This window comes from Mesorhizobium sp. M1A.F.Ca.IN.022.06.1.1 (genome assembly GCF_003952605.1).
Lineage (GTDB): Bacteria > Pseudomonadota > Alphaproteobacteria > Rhizobiales > Rhizobiaceae > Mesorhizobium.
The window spans coordinates 788,829-805,771 of record NZ_CP034455.1 but is presented as its reverse complement, the minus strand read 5'-3'; the positions used below and the strand labels follow the sequence as shown (position 1 = coordinate 805,771).

At 64.0% G+C, this 16,943-nt stretch carries 20 protein-coding genes and 1 pseudogene; 8 read left to right on the top strand and 13 right to left on the bottom strand.

Annotated features, from left to right (window positions below):
* Nucleotides 1–83: 83 nt before the first annotated feature.
* The 4 genes from EJ078_RS04090 to EJ078_RS04075 form a co-directional block, all read right to left on the bottom strand.
* Nucleotides 84–1,856, bottom strand: a complete 1,773-nt coding sequence (locus EJ078_RS04090; protein WP_245457256.1) for an ABC transporter ATP-binding protein — start codon at nucleotides 1,854–1,856, stop codon at nucleotides 84–86.
* Entirely contained in the window at nucleotides 1,853–2,878 is a 1,026-nt protein-coding gene (locus tag EJ078_RS04085; protein ID WP_127403263.1) for a glycosyltransferase, read from the bottom strand. The genes EJ078_RS04090 and EJ078_RS04085 overlap by 4 nt, the downstream gene beginning before the upstream one ends.
* 112 nt (nucleotides 2,879–2,990) lie before the next feature.
* Complete coding sequence (locus EJ078_RS04080; protein WP_245459101.1) at nucleotides 2,991–4,106, bottom strand: glycosyltransferase family 2 protein; 1,116 nt, start codon at nucleotides 4,104–4,106, stop codon at nucleotides 2,991–2,993.
* On the bottom strand, nucleotides 4,103–5,254 hold the full coding sequence (locus EJ078_RS04075; RefSeq protein ID WP_127216811.1) for an acyltransferase: 1,152 nt from the start codon (nucleotides 5,252–5,254) through the stop codon (nucleotides 4,103–4,105). The genes EJ078_RS04080 and EJ078_RS04075 overlap by 4 nt, the downstream gene beginning before the upstream one ends.
* A gap of 582 nt (nucleotides 5,255–5,836) precedes the next feature.
* On the opposite strand from EJ078_RS04075, the gene EJ078_RS04070 reads away from it, so the two are divergent.
* The gene (locus EJ078_RS04070; protein WP_127216810.1) at nucleotides 5,837–6,724 is read left to right on the top strand and encodes a DMT family transporter; all 888 of its coding nucleotides are present in this window, start codon (nucleotides 5,837–5,839) and stop codon (nucleotides 6,722–6,724) included.
* A 311-nt stretch (nucleotides 6,725–7,035) separates the two neighbouring features.
* Nucleotides 7,036–7,542, top strand: coding sequence for a hypothetical protein (locus tag EJ078_RS04065; protein WP_067321952.1), 507 nt, complete (start codon nucleotides 7,036–7,038; stop codon nucleotides 7,540–7,542).
* A gap of 717 nt (nucleotides 7,543–8,259) precedes the next feature.
* On the opposite strand, the gene EJ078_RS04060 is transcribed toward EJ078_RS04065, so the two are convergent.
* The 3 genes and pseudogenes from EJ078_RS04060 to EJ078_RS04050 form a co-directional block, all read right to left on the bottom strand.
* Nucleotides 8,260–8,547, bottom strand: coding sequence for a hypothetical protein (locus EJ078_RS04060; RefSeq protein ID WP_208721081.1), 288 nt, complete (start codon nucleotides 8,545–8,547; stop codon nucleotides 8,260–8,262).
* Between the two features lie 245 nt (nucleotides 8,548–8,792).
* Entirely contained in the window at nucleotides 8,793–9,437 is a 645-nt protein-coding gene (locus tag EJ078_RS04055) for a response regulator transcription factor (protein ID WP_066992920.1), read from the bottom strand.
* Nucleotides 9,434–10,833, bottom strand: a pseudogene (locus EJ078_RS04050) (sensor histidine kinase). The gene EJ078_RS04055 and the pseudogene EJ078_RS04050 overlap by 4 nt, the downstream one beginning before the upstream one ends.
* A gap of 566 nt (nucleotides 10,834–11,399) precedes the next feature.
* Between EJ078_RS04050 and EJ078_RS04045 the strand changes: the two are divergent.
* Nucleotides 11,400–11,573 carry a hypothetical protein gene (locus EJ078_RS04045; RefSeq protein WP_164757249.1) on the top strand — a complete coding sequence of 58 codons (174 nt, stop codon included), beginning with the start codon at nucleotides 11,400–11,402 and terminating at the stop codon, nucleotides 11,571–11,573.
* Between the two features lie 15 nt (nucleotides 11,574–11,588).
* On the opposite strand, the gene EJ078_RS04040 is transcribed toward EJ078_RS04045, so the two are convergent.
* Both EJ078_RS04040 and EJ078_RS04035 read right to left on the bottom strand, forming a co-directional pair.
* Entirely contained in the window at nucleotides 11,589–11,747 is a 159-nt protein-coding gene (locus EJ078_RS04040) for a hypothetical protein (protein WP_164748230.1), read from the bottom strand.
* 493 nt (nucleotides 11,748–12,240) lie between these two features.
* Nucleotides 12,241–12,435, bottom strand: a complete 195-nt coding sequence (locus tag EJ078_RS04035) for a hypothetical protein (protein WP_164750443.1) — start codon at nucleotides 12,433–12,435, stop codon at nucleotides 12,241–12,243.
* Between EJ078_RS04035 and EJ078_RS04030 the strand changes: the two genes are divergently transcribed.
* Genes EJ078_RS04030 through arsC form a run of 3 tightly spaced genes read left to right on the top strand, consistent with a single transcriptional unit; the run spans nucleotide 12,421 to nucleotide 13,873 of the window.
* Entirely contained in the window at nucleotides 12,421–12,771 is a 351-nt protein-coding gene (locus EJ078_RS04030) for a metalloregulator ArsR/SmtB family transcription factor (RefSeq protein WP_067321941.1), read from the top strand. The two genes, EJ078_RS04035 and EJ078_RS04030, sit on opposite strands and share 15 nt — an antisense overlap.
* On the top strand, nucleotides 12,768–13,466 hold the full coding sequence (locus EJ078_RS04025; RefSeq protein WP_095824623.1) for an MIP/aquaporin family protein: 699 nt from the start codon (nucleotides 12,768–12,770) through the stop codon (nucleotides 13,464–13,466). Before EJ078_RS04030 ends, EJ078_RS04025 begins: the two co-directional genes overlap by 4 nt.
* Nucleotides 13,463–13,873, top strand: coding sequence for an arsenate reductase (glutaredoxin) (gene arsC / locus EJ078_RS04020; RefSeq protein ID WP_067321933.1), 411 nt, complete (start codon nucleotides 13,463–13,465; stop codon nucleotides 13,871–13,873). Before EJ078_RS04025 ends, arsC begins: the two co-directional genes overlap by 4 nt.
* Nucleotides 13,874–14,051: 178 nt before the next feature.
* Here the strand turns inward: arsC and EJ078_RS04015 are convergent, their stop codons facing one another.
* On the bottom strand, nucleotides 14,052–14,234 hold the full coding sequence (locus EJ078_RS04015; protein ID WP_066992937.1) for a hypothetical protein: 183 nt from the start codon (nucleotides 14,232–14,234) through the stop codon (nucleotides 14,052–14,054).
* Between the two features lie 204 nt (nucleotides 14,235–14,438).
* On the opposite strand from EJ078_RS04015, the gene EJ078_RS04010 reads away from it, so the two are divergent.
* Together EJ078_RS04010 and EJ078_RS04005 are read left to right on the top strand one after the other, a co-directional pair.
* The gene (locus EJ078_RS04010; RefSeq protein ID WP_095778956.1) at nucleotides 14,439–14,588 is read left to right on the top strand and encodes a hypothetical protein; all 150 of its coding nucleotides are present in this window, start codon (nucleotides 14,439–14,441) and stop codon (nucleotides 14,586–14,588) included.
* A 165-nt stretch (nucleotides 14,589–14,753) separates the two neighbouring features.
* Nucleotides 14,754–15,026 (top strand): PilZ domain-containing protein, encoded by a 273-nt coding sequence (locus EJ078_RS04005; protein WP_095783349.1) that lies wholly within the window; start codon nucleotides 14,754–14,756, stop codon nucleotides 15,024–15,026.
* Between the two features lie 20 nt (nucleotides 15,027–15,046).
* Here the strand turns inward: EJ078_RS04005 and EJ078_RS04000 are convergent, their stop codons facing one another.
* The 3 genes from EJ078_RS04000 to EJ078_RS03990 form a co-directional block, all read right to left on the bottom strand.
* Nucleotides 15,047–15,925 carry an arginase family protein gene (locus tag EJ078_RS04000; RefSeq protein ID WP_127215345.1) on the bottom strand — a complete coding sequence of 293 codons (879 nt, stop codon included), beginning with the start codon at nucleotides 15,923–15,925 and terminating at the stop codon, nucleotides 15,047–15,049.
* Between the two features lie 293 nt (nucleotides 15,926–16,218).
* A complete protein-coding gene (locus EJ078_RS03995) occupies nucleotides 16,219–16,503 on the bottom strand; it encodes a photosystem reaction center subunit H (RefSeq protein WP_095778953.1) in 285 nt (94 codons plus the stop codon).
* Between the two features lie 99 nt (nucleotides 16,504–16,602).
* Complete coding sequence (locus EJ078_RS03990; RefSeq protein ID WP_067321922.1) at nucleotides 16,603–16,926, bottom strand: DUF2934 domain-containing protein; 324 nt, start codon at nucleotides 16,924–16,926, stop codon at nucleotides 16,603–16,605.
* Nucleotides 16,927–16,943: the final 17 nt, after the last annotated feature.

Below are 16,943 nucleotides of genomic sequence, written 5' to 3'. Positions count from 1 at the left end.
TCCCCCTTGCGGGGGAGATGCCCGGCAGGGCAGAGGGGGGTGTCTCGCGCCTACCTTCGCCACTTCCCTCGCAAAGAAAGCCCTCACTCCGGCTGGTACAGCTCATCCATGCTGCGCGCCGCCAGTTCCGCGAACGGCGCCTGCTTCTTCACCCGCCCATGCTCCAGGATCACCAGGTCGTCGCAGAACGCGATGGTCGAGTGGTGATGGCTGATGACGATCGTGGTGCGGCGGCCGGCGCGCGATTTCAGCGTTTCCACGATTGCCGCTTCCGAGAGCCCGTCCACCGCATTTGTGGCTTCGTCGAGGATCAAAATGTCGGGGTCGCGCAGCAGCGCTCGCGCCAGCGCGATGCGCTGCCTTTGCCCGGCCGACAGGTTGACGCCGCGATAGCCGACCACCGTCTGGTAGGCCTGCGGCAGCGTCTCGATGAAGCCATGCGCCTCGGCGAGCTTGGCCGCGCGGCGCGCCTCTTCCGCGCTGGCCGTGTCCTTGCCGTAGGTGATGTTGTCGAGGATGGTGCCGTCGACCAGCTCCAGCTCCTGGCTGGCCAGAGCGATATGCGCCCGCCATTGGGCCGGGTCGATCTCGCCGAGCGGCGCGCCGTCGACGAGGATGCGGCCGCCATCAGGCTCGACGAAGCGGCAGAGCAGGTTGACGATGGTCGTCTTGCCGGCGCCTGAGCGGCCGATCAGCGCCGTCGAGCGGCCGCTCACGATGTCGAAGCTCGCCGCATGCAGCACCGCCGCGCGCTGCTCCGCATTGGCATAGCTGAAGCTGACGCCCTCGAAGGCGATCTTCTCGCCGAGTCCCGCGAACGGGCGGCTGCCCGTGGGCGGCGCGGGCTTGCCCTCGGGGTCGAGCAGCCAGGTCACCTCCTCCAGCGAACCGGAAAGCCCCTGCAGCTGGCTCCAGGTCATCTGCAGCGCGCGCACATGCGGCTGCAGGCGGTAAAGCAGGATGAGGAAGGCGGCGACCAGCGGGAAGCTCAAGCCGGCAAGCCAGGCGCCGATCACCACCGCCAGGAACAGCACGGCGTGCAGCACTTCGGTGAGCGGCGCCAGCGCGCCCTGGCGGTTGGAAAGCGTGAAGGCCGCCCGCCGCACGCTGTCCGATGCCTTCTCGAACGCCGCCTTCTCGCGCGCCTCCTGGCCGAAGATGCGGATGAGACGGCCGGCATGCACCAGGTGCAGCATCTGCGAGGCTAAAGCGCTGTTGCGGGCCGCGACGCTGCGGCTCGGGCCCTTGAGATGCGCCGACAGCGCCATATGTGCCGCTTGCACCAGCGCCAGCCCCAGCATCACCAGCAGCGTCATCTGCCAGGATAAGAGCAGCAGGAAGGCAAGCAGGATAACCGCCGCCGAGGCGCTGACGATCGCGCCCAGCACCCCCTGCATGGCGTCCGACGCCCGCCAGGATTCGTTGGAGATGATGTTGAGCAGCCGCCCTGGGCTCTCCTTCAGGAAGAACGGATAGCCGACGCTGAGCAGGCGTTCGGCGAGCGCGCCGCGGATCGATTGACCGGCCTTGCCGTAGATATGCGCGGTCAGCACCGCATTGGCGAAGGCAAGCAGGTTCTTGAGCAGGATCGAGCCGAGGATCGCGGCCGAAATCGCGATCAGCCGCTCGCGCTCGCCGAGCCCGGCGCCGACCTTCTGCAGCAGGGCGGAGAGTCCGGCCATGCCGGTCGCCTCGCCATGTCCCATGATGATGCCGAGCAGCGGAATGATCAGCCCGATGCCGAAGCCTTCGAGCGCAGCACTGGCAAGCCCGAGCGCGACCACGACGGGCAGCAGGCCGAGCTGACGGCGGCCGAGCGCCCGCCGCAGCATCGCCAGAGTCGGGTGCCCGCTCATGGCGCGCCGGCCTCCGTCCTGGCCTCGGCGGCTTCCTGAGCGTGCCGCGGCTGCCGATCGGGCCGCCCCGCCAGCACGAGCGTCATGAATTTCGCCGCGCCCGCGAGGTTCATCAAAACGATCGGCCAGTGCGAGAGCCTGAGATCCTGGTCGAAGCGCGGGCCGCCGATCAGCTCGCGCGTGGCGGCACGTGCCGCCCAATAGAAATGGCGAAGCAGCCATGGCGCGCGGCGGAAATGCTTGAGACACAGCGCGCCATTGCCGAAATGATAGTCGCGGTGCAGCCGATCGATCGCCTTGCGGCCACGCCGGCCGTGGTGATGGAAGATCGTCATGTCGGGCACATATTCCACCACCATGCCGGCGAGCATGGCGCGCACCAGGTAGTCGGTGTCTTCCGCCGAGCGCAGCGGCCCGCCGGCGCCGAAGCGTTCGTCGAAGGGGCCGATGCGAGCGGCGACGTCGCGATGCATGGTCATGTTGCAGCCGAGCACGAAGCCGCCCGGATGCACGGCGGGCGTCAGCCGCTGGCGCTCGTCGCAGCGCTTGATGGTGAAGGGCAGGTCGCGCGCATCGCCGAGTTCGACGCGGCCGCCGCGGATCAGCCATTTCTCACCGCTTGCATAATGCCGTTGGAGGTCGGCGAGGTAGTTGCGGTCGAGCCTGCAGTCGTCGTCGTTGAAGACCAGCACGTGCCCGCGCGCCCGCGCCAGCCCCGCATTGCGCGCCGCCGCCAGCCCGGGCCGCGGCTCTGAGATCGCCGTAAGTGGAATGTCGGAGCTCGCGGCGATCCGGGAAAGATATTCCGCCGTGCCGTCGCGCGAGCCGTTGTCGACCACCACCAGTTCGGCGGCGAAGGCGGGATGCGCAAGACAGGCGGCACGGATCGAATCGATGCAGGCTTCAAGCACCGCCGCGCGGTCACGCGTGCAGACGATGAAGGAGACCTGCGGCCGCTGCCTGGGCCAGGGAGGCGCGGGCAGGGCCGGGTGCCGCGGCAGGGGATGGCGCGCGTCGTTCATGGAGAGGGCTCAGCGCTGAGGCTGCTGACCTCCCTGCTTGTGAGGGGAGATTGGCTGTCGCGCCGGCTTTCGCCGATTTCCACCGCCGGCGAGTGGACGCGGCCAAAGCTGCTCATGCCGCCTCCATCCTGTAAGGCGCCAGCACCGATGCCGCCGGCGTGGATTTGAAGCGGTAGGCGAGCCTGTCGGCCTGCTTGCCGGCCCACATCGAAGCCTGGCTGAGCCACGGTGCCCAGGCCCCGGGGCGCAACGCATATTGCTCGCGGCGGCGGATCGCGTTCCATTTCGCGGAAAGCGTCAAAAGCTCATGCGTCAGCGCGGGTTGCTCCTCGTCGTTGACGAGCTGGTAGAGGAAATAGAAGAGGTTGAGCGCGCCGGCCTCGAAGCTCGGGCGCGCCGCCGCGGGCAGCGCGGTAATCCGCTCTTCCAGCGCGCGGATGAAGGCTGCTACCCCGGCCACCGTCGCGAAGGAGACTTGATCGCCGATCGCGCGCAGGTCCTTAGTATCGTCTGTCAGACCCTCGCGCTCGAGGTTTTCGCCCACGATCCTGAGATGTGTGCGCCGCATCTCCTTCACGTGCCGGCTGGTCACGCTGCCGGAATGCACGCGGTAGACCAGCAGGCTCTCCTCCATCAGGGCCGCCGGATAACGGTCGGCGAGCCGGCGGAAGAGGTCGAAATCCTCGGCATGCCGGTAGGCGGCGTCGTAACGAAGGTCGGCCTCGCCGATCACCCGGCGGTTGTAGACCACAGTCGGGTGCATGAAGATCGTGAAGAATTTCGCGAGCGCGGCAAGGTCGAGGCGGAACACCGGGTCGAGCCTGCCAGGCGCAATACGGCCACGCACCAGCATGTCGACGATCGAGCCGCAGAAGCCGAGGTCGGGGCGCGTTGCAAACAGCGCCGCCTGGCGCGACAGCCGCCAGGGATAGGCGAAGTCGTCGGCGTCCATACGCGCGACCAATTCGCCTTGCGCGCTCGCCAGCCCCTCATTGAGGCTGGCGACGAGACCGCGATTCTCGCGCGAAATAAGGGATACACGGCTATCCGCCTTGCGGCAGCGGTCGAGGATCTCCAGCGACCGGTCGGTCGAACCGTCGTCGATCGCGATGATCTCGAGCCGGCTGTAGTCCTGCCGCAGGATCGATTGGATTGCAGCGCCGACATAGGGCTCGGCATTGTAGACCGGCAGCAGCACGGAGATGAGAGGAGTGGCGCTCGCCATCATCGCCTCGCCTCGGTTCGCTGCAGGTCGAGCGCGGACACGCTGGCCGGCGGGCCTATCCAGCTTGTCTCGCCCGCCATGCCCGCGCGCGACCGCGCGACATAGGGGAAATAGCGCTTGAGACTGTTGAGCGGCTTTTCGAACAGCGCCCAGGAGAGCGAGGCGACAAGCAGCGTGGCGGCACCTGCGACAAGGAAGCGGCCAGGCCCTTGCTCCGAGACGTTGAGCGGGATCCAGGGCTGCGCCTTGACGGCGTAGGCGAGAAGGATCGGGTGGTAGAGATAGACGCCGTAGCTGATGCGGCCGAGGAAAAGCAGCGGTGGCAGTTCGGCCAGCTTGCCGAGCCTGCCGCCGAGGCCGTTGGAGCAGGCGGCGACGATCGCCACCAGCGGCACCAGCGGCAGCACCTGCACCAGCGCCCAGTGCCCCCACTCCCATGCCGAGTTCGCCGGTCCCGGATCGGACCAGACGACGAGCAGGAAAACGACCGCGAAAGCCGGCCAGCCGAGCCGCATCCAGCGCGGCACATCGGCGCTCCTGGCGCGGCGAACGGCAAGCAGGGCGCCGCAGCCGAGCGCGTCCATAGAGGCCGGCGGCAACAGGTCCCGGGCGAGCGCCGGGTTGGCGGTGAGCGGCCAGTAGAAGCGGTACGCGAACGAGAAGAGGATGACGCCGATCGTGATCGCCTCGATACGCCGGCGCGGCGCCAGAAGCACGATCAGCGGCCAAGCGAGATAGAACTGCTCCTCGATGCTGAGGCTCCAGAAATGGCAGAGCAGCCAGGGGTTCCAGTCGTTGCGCAGCGCATACCAGAAGTTCGAGAGATAAAGCGCATGCCAGGCAAGCGACGAGCTGGACTGTTCCAGATTGGTGAGCCAGACCAGGGCCAGCACCGCGAAATAAGGCGGAAAAATTCGGATCACGCGCCTTGCATAGAAGGCGCGCAGGGCCGGCCCGGAAGCGAATGCGTTGCCGTCACGCGCGTCAAGCAAAAGCCGGGTGATCAGGAAGCCGGAGAGCACGAAGAACAGCCGCACGCCGAGATGGCCGAGGAAGGAGGTGCCGTTCGGCGCAAGGAAATGCGCGTAAAGCACCAGCGTGACGGCTACAGCTCGCACTGCATCAAGCTGGATGTCGCGCTGACCTGTCATTGGCGGGGCCCCCAGGCTCCGTCGTAAGATCCTGCGCTGGACCTGCAAAGCACGCCGACTCCGCCTGTCGACGAATCTCCGTCCGGGGCGAGAGTGCCGTCCTTGGCTGTCAGCGGACTGCCCATTCGGCTCAACGTAGCGGCATCCTCCACTGCCCATGTTGGTTAACATCTGTCTCCGCTTATGTTGCGGCGCAACACACAATGCTTACGAGTTTGAAATAAAGCTGTGATTTGGAGGGTTGCAGACGACAGTTGACTTGGGAAGTTTGGCCTATGGTCCTATATGGTGATGGTCGGTTGGTCTGATTTTTGAAGTATTTATCGCTACGGATGCTGTGACGCATTGCGACAACCGTAGCGGGTGTTTTGGCGATATTGACAGTAACGCTCCATTTAGCCAAAGACTATTCAAATCGCGTTGTGAAAAGCATATTGAATTTCAAAGTCTTGTGCGGCGCAGCAATCCAGTTGCGAGACTTGAAAGGCCTGTCCCAGCATCCGGTCCCCCCGTTGCCTCACGACAGGGGCAACGCCAGTCTCTATCGCCGCCTCGGACCGGGGCGCGGGGGGTGGAGGAGAAGTGACGTCGACGCCGAGTGCAAAACCGCAGGCGCAGCTGGGAGCCTTGCCCGTCCTCGGCCTGCTTGGTGCCATCCTTTCGGTGCAGGTTGGCGCGGCCTTCGCCAAGGGCCTGTTTCCGGTCCTCGGGCCGGACGGCACAACAATGCTGAGACTCCTCATCGGCGCGCTGATGCTGGCGGCAGTGCTCAGGCCATGGAAAGTGCTGCCGACACGAAAGGGTCTGCCTTGGCTCGCCGTCTATGGCGTCACCGTTTCGGTGATGAACCTGCTCTTCTATGCCGCGCTCGAGCGCATTCCGCTGGGCATCTGCGTGGCGCTCGAATTCACCGGCCCGCTTTTTGTCGCCACACTCGGCTCGCGGCGCCTTCTCGACCTCGTCTGGGTGGTGCTTGCGGTCGCCGGCATCGTGCTGCTCTCGCCGTTCGCCGATATCAGCCGCGGGCTCGATCCAATCGGCGTGCTGCTTGCGCTTGCCGCCGGCGCCTGCTGGGGGCTCTATATCATCTGTGCGCAGAAGGCCGGCGCCGAGCTTGGCGCCCGCACCTCGGCCTATGGCATGGCGATCGCCGCGCTCGTCGCGCTGCCTTTTGGCTTCACCGCAGCCGAACCTTATCTCACCGACTCGCATGTCATGGCGGCCGCGGTCGTCGTCGGGCTGTTCTCCAGCGCGCTGCCCTTCTGGCTGGAGATGATGGTGCTCGCCAGAATGCCGGCGAAAGTCTATGGCATGATCGTCTGCCTAGAACCCGCAGGCGCCGCGCTGACCGGGTTTCTCTTCCTGCACGAGAGCTTGAGCGTTTTGCAGTGCGCCGGTATTGGCGCCGTGATTGCCGCCGCGTTCGGCGCGGCCGTAACGGCGAGAGCGCCGGTTCCGTCACCCTGTTAAGGATCAATGCCATATCGCCTGAGGGCGCGGCGGTTTTGGGAGAGCATAGAACAACCACTCGTAGCGCGTTGCGCGAAGCCGTGCACGCGGGTATCCACGCCAGAAAAAGCCGTGCACGCAGCCGGGCCCGATCACATCTGGTGGTTGAGATAGGACTTAGGTCCGACATCGCTGCGAAAAAGGTCTTAAAAAGCAAGACAAGGGTCGTGGGCCACTTCCCCACGACGGGTTGATTGGGGATGCTGATGTTGCGACATTGCCGGTGGGGTAGTTCGGCCGAAGGGTCGGATGGCTGGCAAGGGGAGATTGGGATGCGCGTATCGCGCATGGGCTGCAGGCATGTCTTGCGGGCGCTCGTTGCGCTGGCGCTTGTTGTCGCGCCTTTTCATCTCTCCTTCGACGGTCCTGTCGTGGCCAAGGCCTATGCCGGCAAAGGCGGCAATGGAAACGGCAATGGCGGTGGGAACAGCGGCGGCGGCAACGGTAACGGCAGCGGCGGCGGCAACAGCGGGAACGGGAACGGCAACTCGGGCGGCAACAGCGGAAACAGCAACTCGGGCGGTAACAACGGAAACGGAAACAGCGGCAACAGCAAGGGCGCAACGAACACTGCAGCAACCGGCGATGTCGATGATCATGTGAATGCGGCGACCGGCGACAAGGTCGAGGTCAGTGCCAATAGCATCCAGGTCACGCACCGGAACGGAATGAAGGAGAGCATCGAGAACGGCCGTTTCAGGATGGAGGACAAGTTTGGTCGCACCATCGTCGAGCGCAAGGCCACAGTGGCCGATCTCGATCGCCTAAAGAGTTTGTGAGAGCGAGGTTCTATCTGGATTAGATCTTAAGGGGCCAAAAGCCAGCGCTGCAAAATCAGGTTGCCACCTTTTGCTTCGTCTCTTCGGTCCTGATCGTCTTACGACAGAACTCCCGCTGCTCACCTTGCCCCCGCCTTTTGGCGGGGGTACTTTTTTGGGGCCCTTGAGACGGCTGCCGGATAAGGCGGGCTCTTGGCGCATGCCCCCGCAGTCCGGGGAAACATTTCATGCGCAAACCAAAGGTTACGGCGCTTTTTCGTCCAGGAGGGCGCATGCGCCGTAGCATGCCGCGGTTCGTTGAGTGTCCGCGCCGTTCTCGCGTGCGACAGTCATAATGAATTGCTGGCCGCTTTCCAAGCGATTTGGTTAACGCGACGGCAGTCGCAGCTTCCAGTTGTGTTCCCGGCTGGTGCGACAATGGTCCCCAAGTGACTGCAAAAAGGTCCGACCGGACATGGCATGGGTCGTGGGCCGCTTCCGTAACCTTACCAAAGCGTGAATCTTGTCTGGTCAAGACACCGGTTCCGCCTTGGCGGGCTGAGAGCGGAACTTCGGCAGGGCCGAGGCGGAACCGGCATGAACCAAGGACGGCATGCGCGAACCCGCCTCAAAAAGGTTTGTCCGCCTTACGCTGCGCGCCGCGGCCGCGCTGGCGCTTTTTGCCGCGCCTGGTCATTTCACGTCCAATAGCCTCGCCAAGCTTCTGGTGGCCACCGCTTATGCCGACAACGGCGGCGGCAACGGCAATGGCGGCGGGGCAACAGCGGCGGCGGAAACGCTGGCGGCAATTCTGGCAACAGCAATGCCGGTGGCGGCAATGCCAATGCCGGTCCTGGCAACAACAGCGGCAAAGGCAACACCAGCCCCGGCGGCAAGGCCGCCAGCCGTGTCAATGCGGCGACGGGCGACATAATCGAGATCGACGGCAACAGGATCACCATCATCCACCGCAACGGCATGAAGGAAGAGATCGAGAACGGACGCTTCGAGATGAGCGATGCGCAAGGCCGCACCATCGTCGAGCGCCGGGCGACCGAGAAGGATCTGGCCCGTCTGCTAGGCTTGTGAGGGCCGAGAGAAGCTACCCCCTTTTCCCGCGCCTTCGCATGTCACCCCCGCCTTCAGAGGCGGGGGTGATTTGCTTTTGAAGTGACGGTGAATGGTGAATAGGGAACAGTAATCAACGAAACGCACTTCACCGAATGGGAACGCGCCGACGCTTCACCATTCACTGTACTTTCCACTATTCACTAATTCCTCTCTCTCGCTTCATGCATCAGCAGCGCCGCCTCCGTCCGATTGCGCACGTTGAGCTTGGCGAGCACTCGGGTCATGTGGTGCTTGACCGTCTTTTCCTGCAGCGACAGCCGCATCGCGACCTCCTTGTTGCTCAGGCCCTCCGCCACCAGCCCCAGGATCTCGGCCTCGCGGCCGGTGAGCTGGCTGAGCGGGTCGGGCTTGCGGCTGGTGGGCTGCAAGAGATCCGACAGCAGCCGGGCCGAAAGCGTCGGCGAAACGTAGCTCTGGCCGTTGGCGACGTCGCGCAGGATCTCGGCCAGCGACTTGGAGCCGACGCCCTTCAGCACATAGCCCCGCGCGCCCGCCTTCAGCGCCTGGGCGACATCGGCATTGGTCTCGGACACGGTGAGCATGACGATCTTTTGCTCAGGCGCCGCCGAAAGGATGCTGGCCAGCGCATTGAGGCCGCCGCCGGGCATGCTGATGTCGAGCAGCAGCACGTCGGGCGCGCTGGCGCGGACCAGCTTTTCGGCGTCCTCGGCGCTGGCGCCTTCGCCGACAAGCTCGAAGCCGCCGATCTCGCCGAGGCTGCGCGCCACGCCCTCACGAAACAGCGGATGGTCGTCGACAATAGCGATGCGGATGGGTGCGGTCACGGCTGCTCCTCGACAGACAATGTGATTACCAGTCTCGTTCCCCCCGGCCCGAAAGCGTCTCGAATTGCCCGCCAATGCTTTCGATACGCTCCCTGAGACCGGCGAGCCCGAGGCCTTCGCTTCGCGCAGGATTGAAGCCCGGGCCGGTGTCCTGCACCTCGACCAAAAGCTTGCCGCCCTTCATCGTGGCTCTCACCTGCTGGCCCTTGCCCTTGCCGTGCCGGAAGGCGTTGTTCAGTCCTTCCTGCACGAAACGATAGATGCTGATCTTCTCTGAGGTGCCGAGTTCCGGCAAGCGCTCTGGCAGCGTCAGCAGCACTTTGGTGTCGGTGCGGCGCTCATGCTCGGCGACCGCCAGCCGCAATATGTCGGCCACCGCCTGCGTCTCGATCTGCGGCAGCACCAGGCCGTTGCAGATGCCGCGTATCTCGCTCATCGCTTCGCCCAGCGTCTTATGGATGCCGGCGATTTCCGCCTCGCGCTGCGGTTTGGGCGTGGCGGGGTCGACCAGCACCGGACTGTCCATTCTGAGCGCGGCAAGTGCCACCAGCTGCGCCGGGCCGTCATGCAGGTCGGCGCCGATGCGCCTCAGGTAGCGTTCGTTGATGGCAGTGGCTCGCCGCGAGGCGCGCTGCACGCGTTGGCGTAGCGACGAGTTCTGCGCCAGCGCCTCCTGCAACTCGCTGACCTTGGCTTCCAGCGCGGCACGCTGCGTCTGGATGGTGCGGCTGCCGCGAAACACGATGCCCGACAGCAGCGCCAGCGAGGCGGCGGTGGCGCCGGCCACCACCAGCCAGGTCCATCTGAGTGCTGAATTCAGCGTCTCCTGGAAATCGTCGGCGACTTCGTAGAATTCCGACACCGCCACCACTTCGCCCGACCAGGGTTCGCGCACGGGGTTGTAGATCTCGAACAACGGCGCGGTCACCGCTTTCTCTTCGCTGGTCTCAGGATCGTCGGCGAGGTTGTTGAATTCCGCCACGACATTGCCGGCAAAGGCCGAGATCAGATTGGGGTTGGGCGGAAACGTCTTGCCGATCAGCTTCGAGTTATCGGCGTAAAGCACCGTGCCGTCGCGCCGCCACAGCTTGAATGACACTAGCCTCTTGCCGAGCGCGCCCTGGCCGAGCGTCTCGTCCAGCGCCCGTTTGACCGTGTCGTCGAGCTCGCGGCTCTTGCGCAGGTCCGGCAGCAGCGGCGCGATCACGCTGTCGACATAGAGCGCCGTCGTGGTGGCGGAGTTGTGCATCACGCCTTCGCGGATTTGCGACGTCACCCAGAGGCCAACCACGAGCATCACCGCCAAAAGCCCGATGCCGCCGGCAATCACAAACTGCCAGGCCAGCGACAGCCCGCTCCAGATTTGCACAAGTCGCTTCAAGGTCTCCCTGAGCATTCGCGCGATTCACCCCACCACGGACAAAGAGTATAGGCCAGCCGCGGCAATTGCGACACCGACCTTGGTCCGGCCTTCAGGCGAGCGGTTAACAGCGCGGCCGTCGAGGCTGCAGAAACCGCTTCCAGGTGCCAAAGAACGCCTAGTCCGGCCCCCGGCACAGATGCGGGCGGAACATTAGCAGTTTCTAAGTGTTGAGGTCTTTGCGAGGGCTCCCGAAAGAAACTTCGGCCTATGCCCCTTGGCAGGCGCGTTTCCTGACCGCTGACATGTGGAGAGGACCATGAACAACATCATCTGGATCGTAGGTGCTATCGTCATCGTGATCGCCATTTTGAGTTTTCTGGGTCTGCGCTGATTCAGTCGGGCCGCTCGTAGCGATGGCGGCGCGAATGAAACGTGCGGCGGCTTGGGGTGGCCTTGGCCATCCGGCTTTTCGGTCGTGCTCGCGGGTATGATCACCGCACTTGTTTTCAGGCGGATGGGCTGGAACGCAAAATAGGGCGACCGCGTTTTGTCTCGCTATGTCGAGGAGTTCTCACCTTCACAAGGCCGAGATGCCAGGCTTGGCCTCGATTGCCGAGGCGGAGCGCCAGGCGCGCGCCGAAAAGAACGCAAGGCTGAGGGATCTTCGTATGCATACATCGTGGCTGGTGCTCGATCCCAACGCGCTTTTCCTGGACGAGATCGACTGCTCGGCGCTGTTCGGTGAAGTGCCTGGGCTAAAAATCGTCGGCTAGGAAAGGCCTCGGCTGTCAGGCCGTCTGAAGCCGTCCGACAGGTGCCCCGCGCGAGATCGCTATAAGCCGCGCAACGGCCAATGGCGCCAAGAACATGAAAACCGTCGTGATGCCGAGGAAGATCGACCAAGCCAGATCGATCACGCTGTGGTCATAGCAGACTGCGAATTCCATGGCGCCTTACCCTTTTATCCACCCGGCTGCGCATCAGGTTGCCACGCATTGGGCCAAGCATGATCCTCATTTTCAAGAAATACAAGAGATCGCTAATTTGGGTAGTGGGTCGGTTTGAAAGTCCACCCCAATCAGAATAGGCGCTTTCGCCTAGGCCCCGTCCGGAAACAGGCGGAAGCGGGCGTCACCGACAAGCGTTGGGAGAAGCGCGATCATCGTTGCGCTTGTCGAAGCCGAGAAGCCAACAGTGCGCCGCCCTTACAAAAAAGCGCGTGACGTAAAAAGAGAAGGGCTCGCGGCGTTTAGGCGCGAGCCCTTTTCCTTGCTGAGAGCGACATTGTTGGGTGTGCTCTGGCGGTCGGATATTCATCACAATCACGGGTTCAGAGGAAGCTGGGGATCATTCACATTCGCTCAATAGAGCGTGATGGACGGGGAGTTTGGCTAACCCGCGATTTCAAACCGGCCCACTATCCTAGTTGGGGTGGAAATTTCACCGGCCGGCCGCGTCGTAACGAAACACCAGCGGCTTGTCTTGGTAATCAGCCAGCGTGTGGAGCAGATCGCCGATGGTCAGGTCCGAGGATCCAATGGAGGAGCGGGGACGATATTTCTTGTCAGGAGTGAGCATGTCGGATATGCCTCGTTTCAATATTTCAAGGATTGTTGAAACGTGGATGAGCGACAAGCCCTGATGGCCTTTGGTGCGCTGTCGCAGGAAACGCGGCTGAAACTGCTTCGGTTGCTGGTGGTTGCCGGGCCGGACGGCATCGCCGCCGGTTCGCTTGCCGAACAGGTCGAGGTATCTCCGTCCAATGTCAGCTTCCATCTCAAGGAACTGGAGCGCGCCGGCCTGGTCGGCACGCGCCGCGACGCACGCTCGATCGTCTACAGCGCGGAATACGATGCGCTTTCCGCTCTGATCCGCTTCCTGATGGAGGATTGCTGCTCGGGCCGGCCGGAAATCTGCGCGCCGGCGCTCGCCGCCCCGTGCTGCCGGCCGGGCGAGGGGCCCCGGCAATGATCTCTTACGATCTGCCGCGACGTGCCGTTGCTGAAGCCCTGGGCGCCGGCCTGCTGGTGGCAACGGTGGTCGGTTCCGGCATCATGGCGGAGACGCTGACGCATGACACCGCGCTGGCGCTGCTCGCCAACACGCTCGCGACCGGCGCCATGCTGGTGGTGTTGATCACCATCCTCGGACCGATCTCCGGGGCGCATTTCAATCCGGCCGTCTCGCTCGTCTTCTGTTTGAACCGGTCGCTCCCGCCGCGCGATCTGCCTGCCTATCTCGCCGCGCAGTTCGCCGGCGGCATCGCCGGCACGATCGCCGCGCACCTCATGTTCGCCCTGCCGCCCTTGGAGATCGCGACCAAGCTGCGCGCCGGACCGGCGCAATGGTTTTCGGAGATTGTCGCGACATTCGGCCTGGTCGCTGTGATTCTCGCCGGCCTGCGCTTCGAGCGACGGGCTGTGCCATGGCTAGTAGGCCTCTTCATCACCGCCGCCTACTGGTTCACCGCCTCTACGTCCTTCGCCAATCCGGCCGTCGCCGTGGCGCGTGCGCTCACCGACAGCTTTTCCGGCATCAGGCCGGCCGATCTCCCGGGTTTCATCGTCGCCGAACTGCTCGGCGCCTTTATCGCGCTGGCGCTGATGGGATGGCTGCTGCGGCCCGAATCCATCGAGCAATCCGAGCCACTGAAAGCCGAGCCATGACGGTCACCATCTACCACAACCCCGCTTGCGGCACCTCGCGCAACACGCTTTCCATGATCCGCGCCAGCGGTGAGGAGCCGATGGTGATCGAATATCTGAAGGCGCCGCCGAGCCGCGAACGGCTACTCGAATTGATCGCGGCGATGGGCATCACCCCGCGCGACCTGTTGCGGGAGAAAGGCACGCCCTACGCGGAGCTTGGCCTCGCCGATCCGAAATGGAGCGACGACGAGCTGATCGGTTTCATGCTCGCCCATCCGATTCTCATCAACCGGCCGATCGTGGAGACGCCCAAGGGCACGAGGCTCTGCCGGCCGTCGGAGGCGGTGCTGCCGCTGCTCGACAACCCCGTGCGCGAATTCATCAAGGAGGATGGCGAGAAGGTTGCCTGGTTGCCGCAAACCTAGAACGCCAGATGCTTCATGAAGTAGATCGAGGCTCGTGGTTTGCGAACGGGTCGACAAAGTGATGCGGCACGACACCGACTTCTTGCCAGTTTCTGCATAAGGTCCGCCGCTATCGGAGCTTGGCGATAGATTTGTCGCGCGGCGAACCCATGGCGGCGATCGCTACGCCGGCAGCCGCTCAGGCGCAGTCCTTCAACTCGACCACCTCGACGCCAAGGCGGAAGGCCTGACCATCGGCATAGGAGCGCGCATATTGCTCGGCTTCGAAAGGGAAGGTCATCGTTGTGCCGTAGGCGGTGACGCGCACCGTCCACCTCTGGCCCTTGACGAGTTCAACGCCGTGAAGCTTGGCCGTCGCCATCTCACCCTCCTCCAGTCCGGCATGCTCGCGGACGCAAAGACTAACGCCGCGGAAGTCGTTTGAGTACAAATAATCCGACCCAATCGTGTCGCTACCGCGTCGATTCCGACATTCGGCGCGGCGCTTCCGTGAAATGGATCACGTTCGCTGCTGGAACCCTGGACAGGTCGAGTGGATTAGACTTACGAGCAGAGGAGGTGTCCCATGATCCGCAAGCTGAAGTCCGGCGACTACCGGCTCTATTCGCGCAAGGTGGATCCGAGGACCGGCAAACGCCGGAATCTCGGCACCTTCAAGTCGCGCGAGGCTGCCGAAAAGCACGAGCGCGAGGTGCAGTATTTCAAGCGGCATTAGCGGCATGCGACAAGCTCGTTCGGTCCGGCGCCGCCTGTGCCGAAACGGATCGGCGGGTGGGCAGTGATTAGAAAACGCTAACGGAACGGAAACACGTCCGCGCTAGGGTGGTGCGTCGGGCGATTGAGTTTGAGCCCGCCGGGCAAGTTTCGGGACCAGTGCATCATGGCCACCTTTCCCCACTTAGAGCGCCGTCTTCATTCACGAGAATTCGTGCTGAAGGAGGCCACGATCGTCACCGGCGACGCCAGCATCAAGTGCTCCGTGCGTAACCAGCACGAGCATGGCGCCGAACTGCGCGTCGGGCCGCAGGTGGAATTGCCCGACCGTTTCACGCTCATTGTTCCCGATGACGACGCCGTCTATCGGGCCGTGGTGCGCTGGCGCCGCAACGAGCGCGTCGGCGTGCAGGTCTACAGCAATTCAATGAAGGGCTGACGCCAACGCCGGGGCCCCGCTCATGCGCCGATGAGCGGCAATTGGGCTAGCAACTTCCGTGTCTGGATGGCGTCCCAGGAGATGTACTCAGTAATGGCAAGCCCGACGATGTCGCAGGCGCCCGCGACATGGCCGAGCAGCCGCAACACATGCTTCGGCTCAAGCCGGCCGCGCGGAACACCGGCAAGGAAGCCATCTCCAGCGCCGGGCTTGTTGAAGAGCATCGGCCGAAAGCTCTGCGGCCTGATGGCGTCGACGTCGAAGTGGATCGCTAGGTACTCGATGCCTTCCTGCTCGATCCATTTCAGCACCGAGGAAGAGCTCTCGGCAAGCTCGGCCGATCCCGTGCGCCGCAGGCCCATGCGGACGAGAAACTCGTTTTCGGGCGGCGACCACTCGTCCAGCCCTGCATACATTACTTTCGTGGGGTCGACGGGAACGTCGACTTCGGCGAGGAAATCCGGATCACCTTCGCCAAGCAGCATTGCCAGCACCTGCGAATTGCCTTGATGGAAATCCTTCGGCGTCTGCACATCTGGATGGGCGTCGATCCAGAGCACCCCGACAGTGCCGCGATAGTGCTTGTTGAGGTAGGCGATGGGCGCGAGATCGACCAGGCAGTCGCCGCCGATCGTGAGAATCCTATCCGGCCGATGCCGTTCGATGGCGGCTCGCGCCGCGCGCGCCTGATCGAGCAGAGCTTTCCTCGCGAGGATGCCGTCCTCGATCGCCGGCGCCGGACTGTCGCCGGGAGAGGGGACCGGCACGATCTCCTCCGGTCCTCGGGATGCGGGCAGCAGCCACGACAGCACTTTCGAACTGAGATGATACTCCTCGAGATTCCCGCCCTGCCATTGCGGCATATGCAGTCGCAGCGTTTTGCCGTTGGTGGCCGTCATCCTCGTTTCCAATCAGGTCCCGATTGCCGCCTTCAGGCGAGCGCCGCTCTCAGGAGGCTCGACCAAGCGGTCCGTTGTCAAGATTGACTGGCGCGCTGCGGGATCGAGGATGGCCGCCACCTTGAGGCAAGAGGCATCGCCTCAGAGTAGCGGCGCACGCTCGCCCAGTAGGCCCGGTGGGCTCGCCGAACTTGCGCTTCAGAACGCCGCGGCACCACGCCGGAATGCAGCATGAGAAGGCCGGGATGAGGACGCCCCAACATGTGTCGGCTCTCGCCGGACCCTTCCCGTGCTCAGTCGTGATGCTCGGGCATCGACTTCAGCTGGTCCTTCGTCCATCTGGTCACGGCGTGGACGTCGCCGTCCTCGTCGCGCATGAAATCCAATTGGTTGGCGCTGACGGCGACCGGCTTTGCACCGATGCCGAGGAAGCCGCCGACATCGATGACGACCTGGCTGCCATGCATGTGGTCGACCGAGCCGATCTTTTCGTCGTCCGGGCCGTAGATGGTCGCGCCTTCGAGAATGCTGGGAGTCAATTCGGCGTTTGTCAGCCTCACGTGGTTGGTATGATCCATGACAGGTCTCCTGTGGTTAGACAGGAGGAACTGTCGATGGCAACGAGGGTTCCGCCGACGTCGAATGCCGGCAACGTCGCACGCGTCTGGGTTCCTGACCTACAGCCCTTTCCGTGCCCGGATGCTCCGCGCCGCCTGCTCGATCGCGGCGCGGTCGCTGCCCAGCCTGTCGAGCAACTCCTGCGCTTCTTGGGCCGATATGCCGGTGCGTATCGCAAGCGCCTCGACCGTCAGCACATCCGCGCTGTCGATCTCGCGCGTTCCAGGCAGCGCATCGTCTGCCGTGAGCGGCAGCGCCGCCTCGCGATCGATCTCCATCTCGGCCTGGCGCCAGTGCCGCTCATGGTCGCCATGCAAGCTGCCCTCGCGCTGCCAGAGCTCATAGGCACGCTGTCTGATCTTCTCGGTCCGATCATCATCCATTGCCGTTCCTCCCTTTG

What these genes read in the sequence shown, in the direction of transcription:
- arsC (WP_067321933.1), top strand. Translation starts at nt 13,463, where the DNA reads ATGACGGTCACCATCTACCACAACCCCGCTTGCGGCACCTCGCGCAAC.
- EJ078_RS04015 (WP_066992937.1), bottom strand. Translation starts at nt 14,234, where the DNA reads ATGGCGACGGCCAAGCTTCACGGCGTTGAACTCGTCAAGGGCCAGAGG.
- EJ078_RS03995 (WP_095778953.1), bottom strand. Translation starts at nt 16,503, where the DNA reads ATGGATCATACCAACCACGTGAGGCTGACAAACGCCGAATTGACTCCC.
- EJ078_RS04000 (WP_127215345.1), bottom strand. Translation starts at nt 15,925, where the DNA reads ATGACGGCCACCAACGGCAAAACGCTGCGACTGCATATGCCGCAATGG.
- EJ078_RS04010 (WP_095778956.1), top strand. Translation starts at nt 14,439, where the DNA reads ATGATCCGCAAGCTGAAGTCCGGCGACTACCGGCTCTATTCGCGCAAG.
- EJ078_RS04090 (WP_245457256.1), bottom strand. Translation starts at nt 1,856, where the DNA reads ATGAGCGGGCACCCGACTCTGGCGATGCTGCGGCGGGCGCTCGGCCGC.
- EJ078_RS04025 (WP_095824623.1), top strand. Translation starts at nt 12,768, where the DNA reads ATGATCTCTTACGATCTGCCGCGACGTGCCGTTGCTGAAGCCCTGGGC.
- EJ078_RS04075 (WP_127216811.1), bottom strand. Translation starts at nt 5,254, where the DNA reads ATGACAGGTCAGCGCGACATCCAGCTTGATGCAGTGCGAGCTGTAGCC.
- EJ078_RS04040 (WP_164748230.1), bottom strand. Translation starts at nt 11,747, where the DNA reads ATGGAATTCGCAGTCTGCTATGACCACAGCGTGATCGATCTGGCTTGG.
- EJ078_RS04065 (WP_067321952.1), top strand. Translation starts at nt 7,036, where the DNA reads ATGCGCGTATCGCGCATGGGCTGCAGGCATGTCTTGCGGGCGCTCGTT.
- EJ078_RS04085 (WP_127403263.1), bottom strand. Translation starts at nt 2,878, where the DNA reads ATGAACGACGCGCGCCATCCCCTGCCGCGGCACCCGGCCCTGCCCGCG.
- EJ078_RS04005 (WP_095783349.1), top strand. Translation starts at nt 14,754, where the DNA reads ATGGCCACCTTTCCCCACTTAGAGCGCCGTCTTCATTCACGAGAATTC.
- EJ078_RS03990 (WP_067321922.1), bottom strand. Translation starts at nt 16,926, where the DNA reads ATGGATGATGATCGGACCGAGAAGATCAGACAGCGTGCCTATGAGCTC.
- EJ078_RS04080 (WP_245459101.1), bottom strand. Translation starts at nt 4,106, where the DNA reads ATGATGGCGAGCGCCACTCCTCTCATCTCCGTGCTGCTGCCGGTCTAC.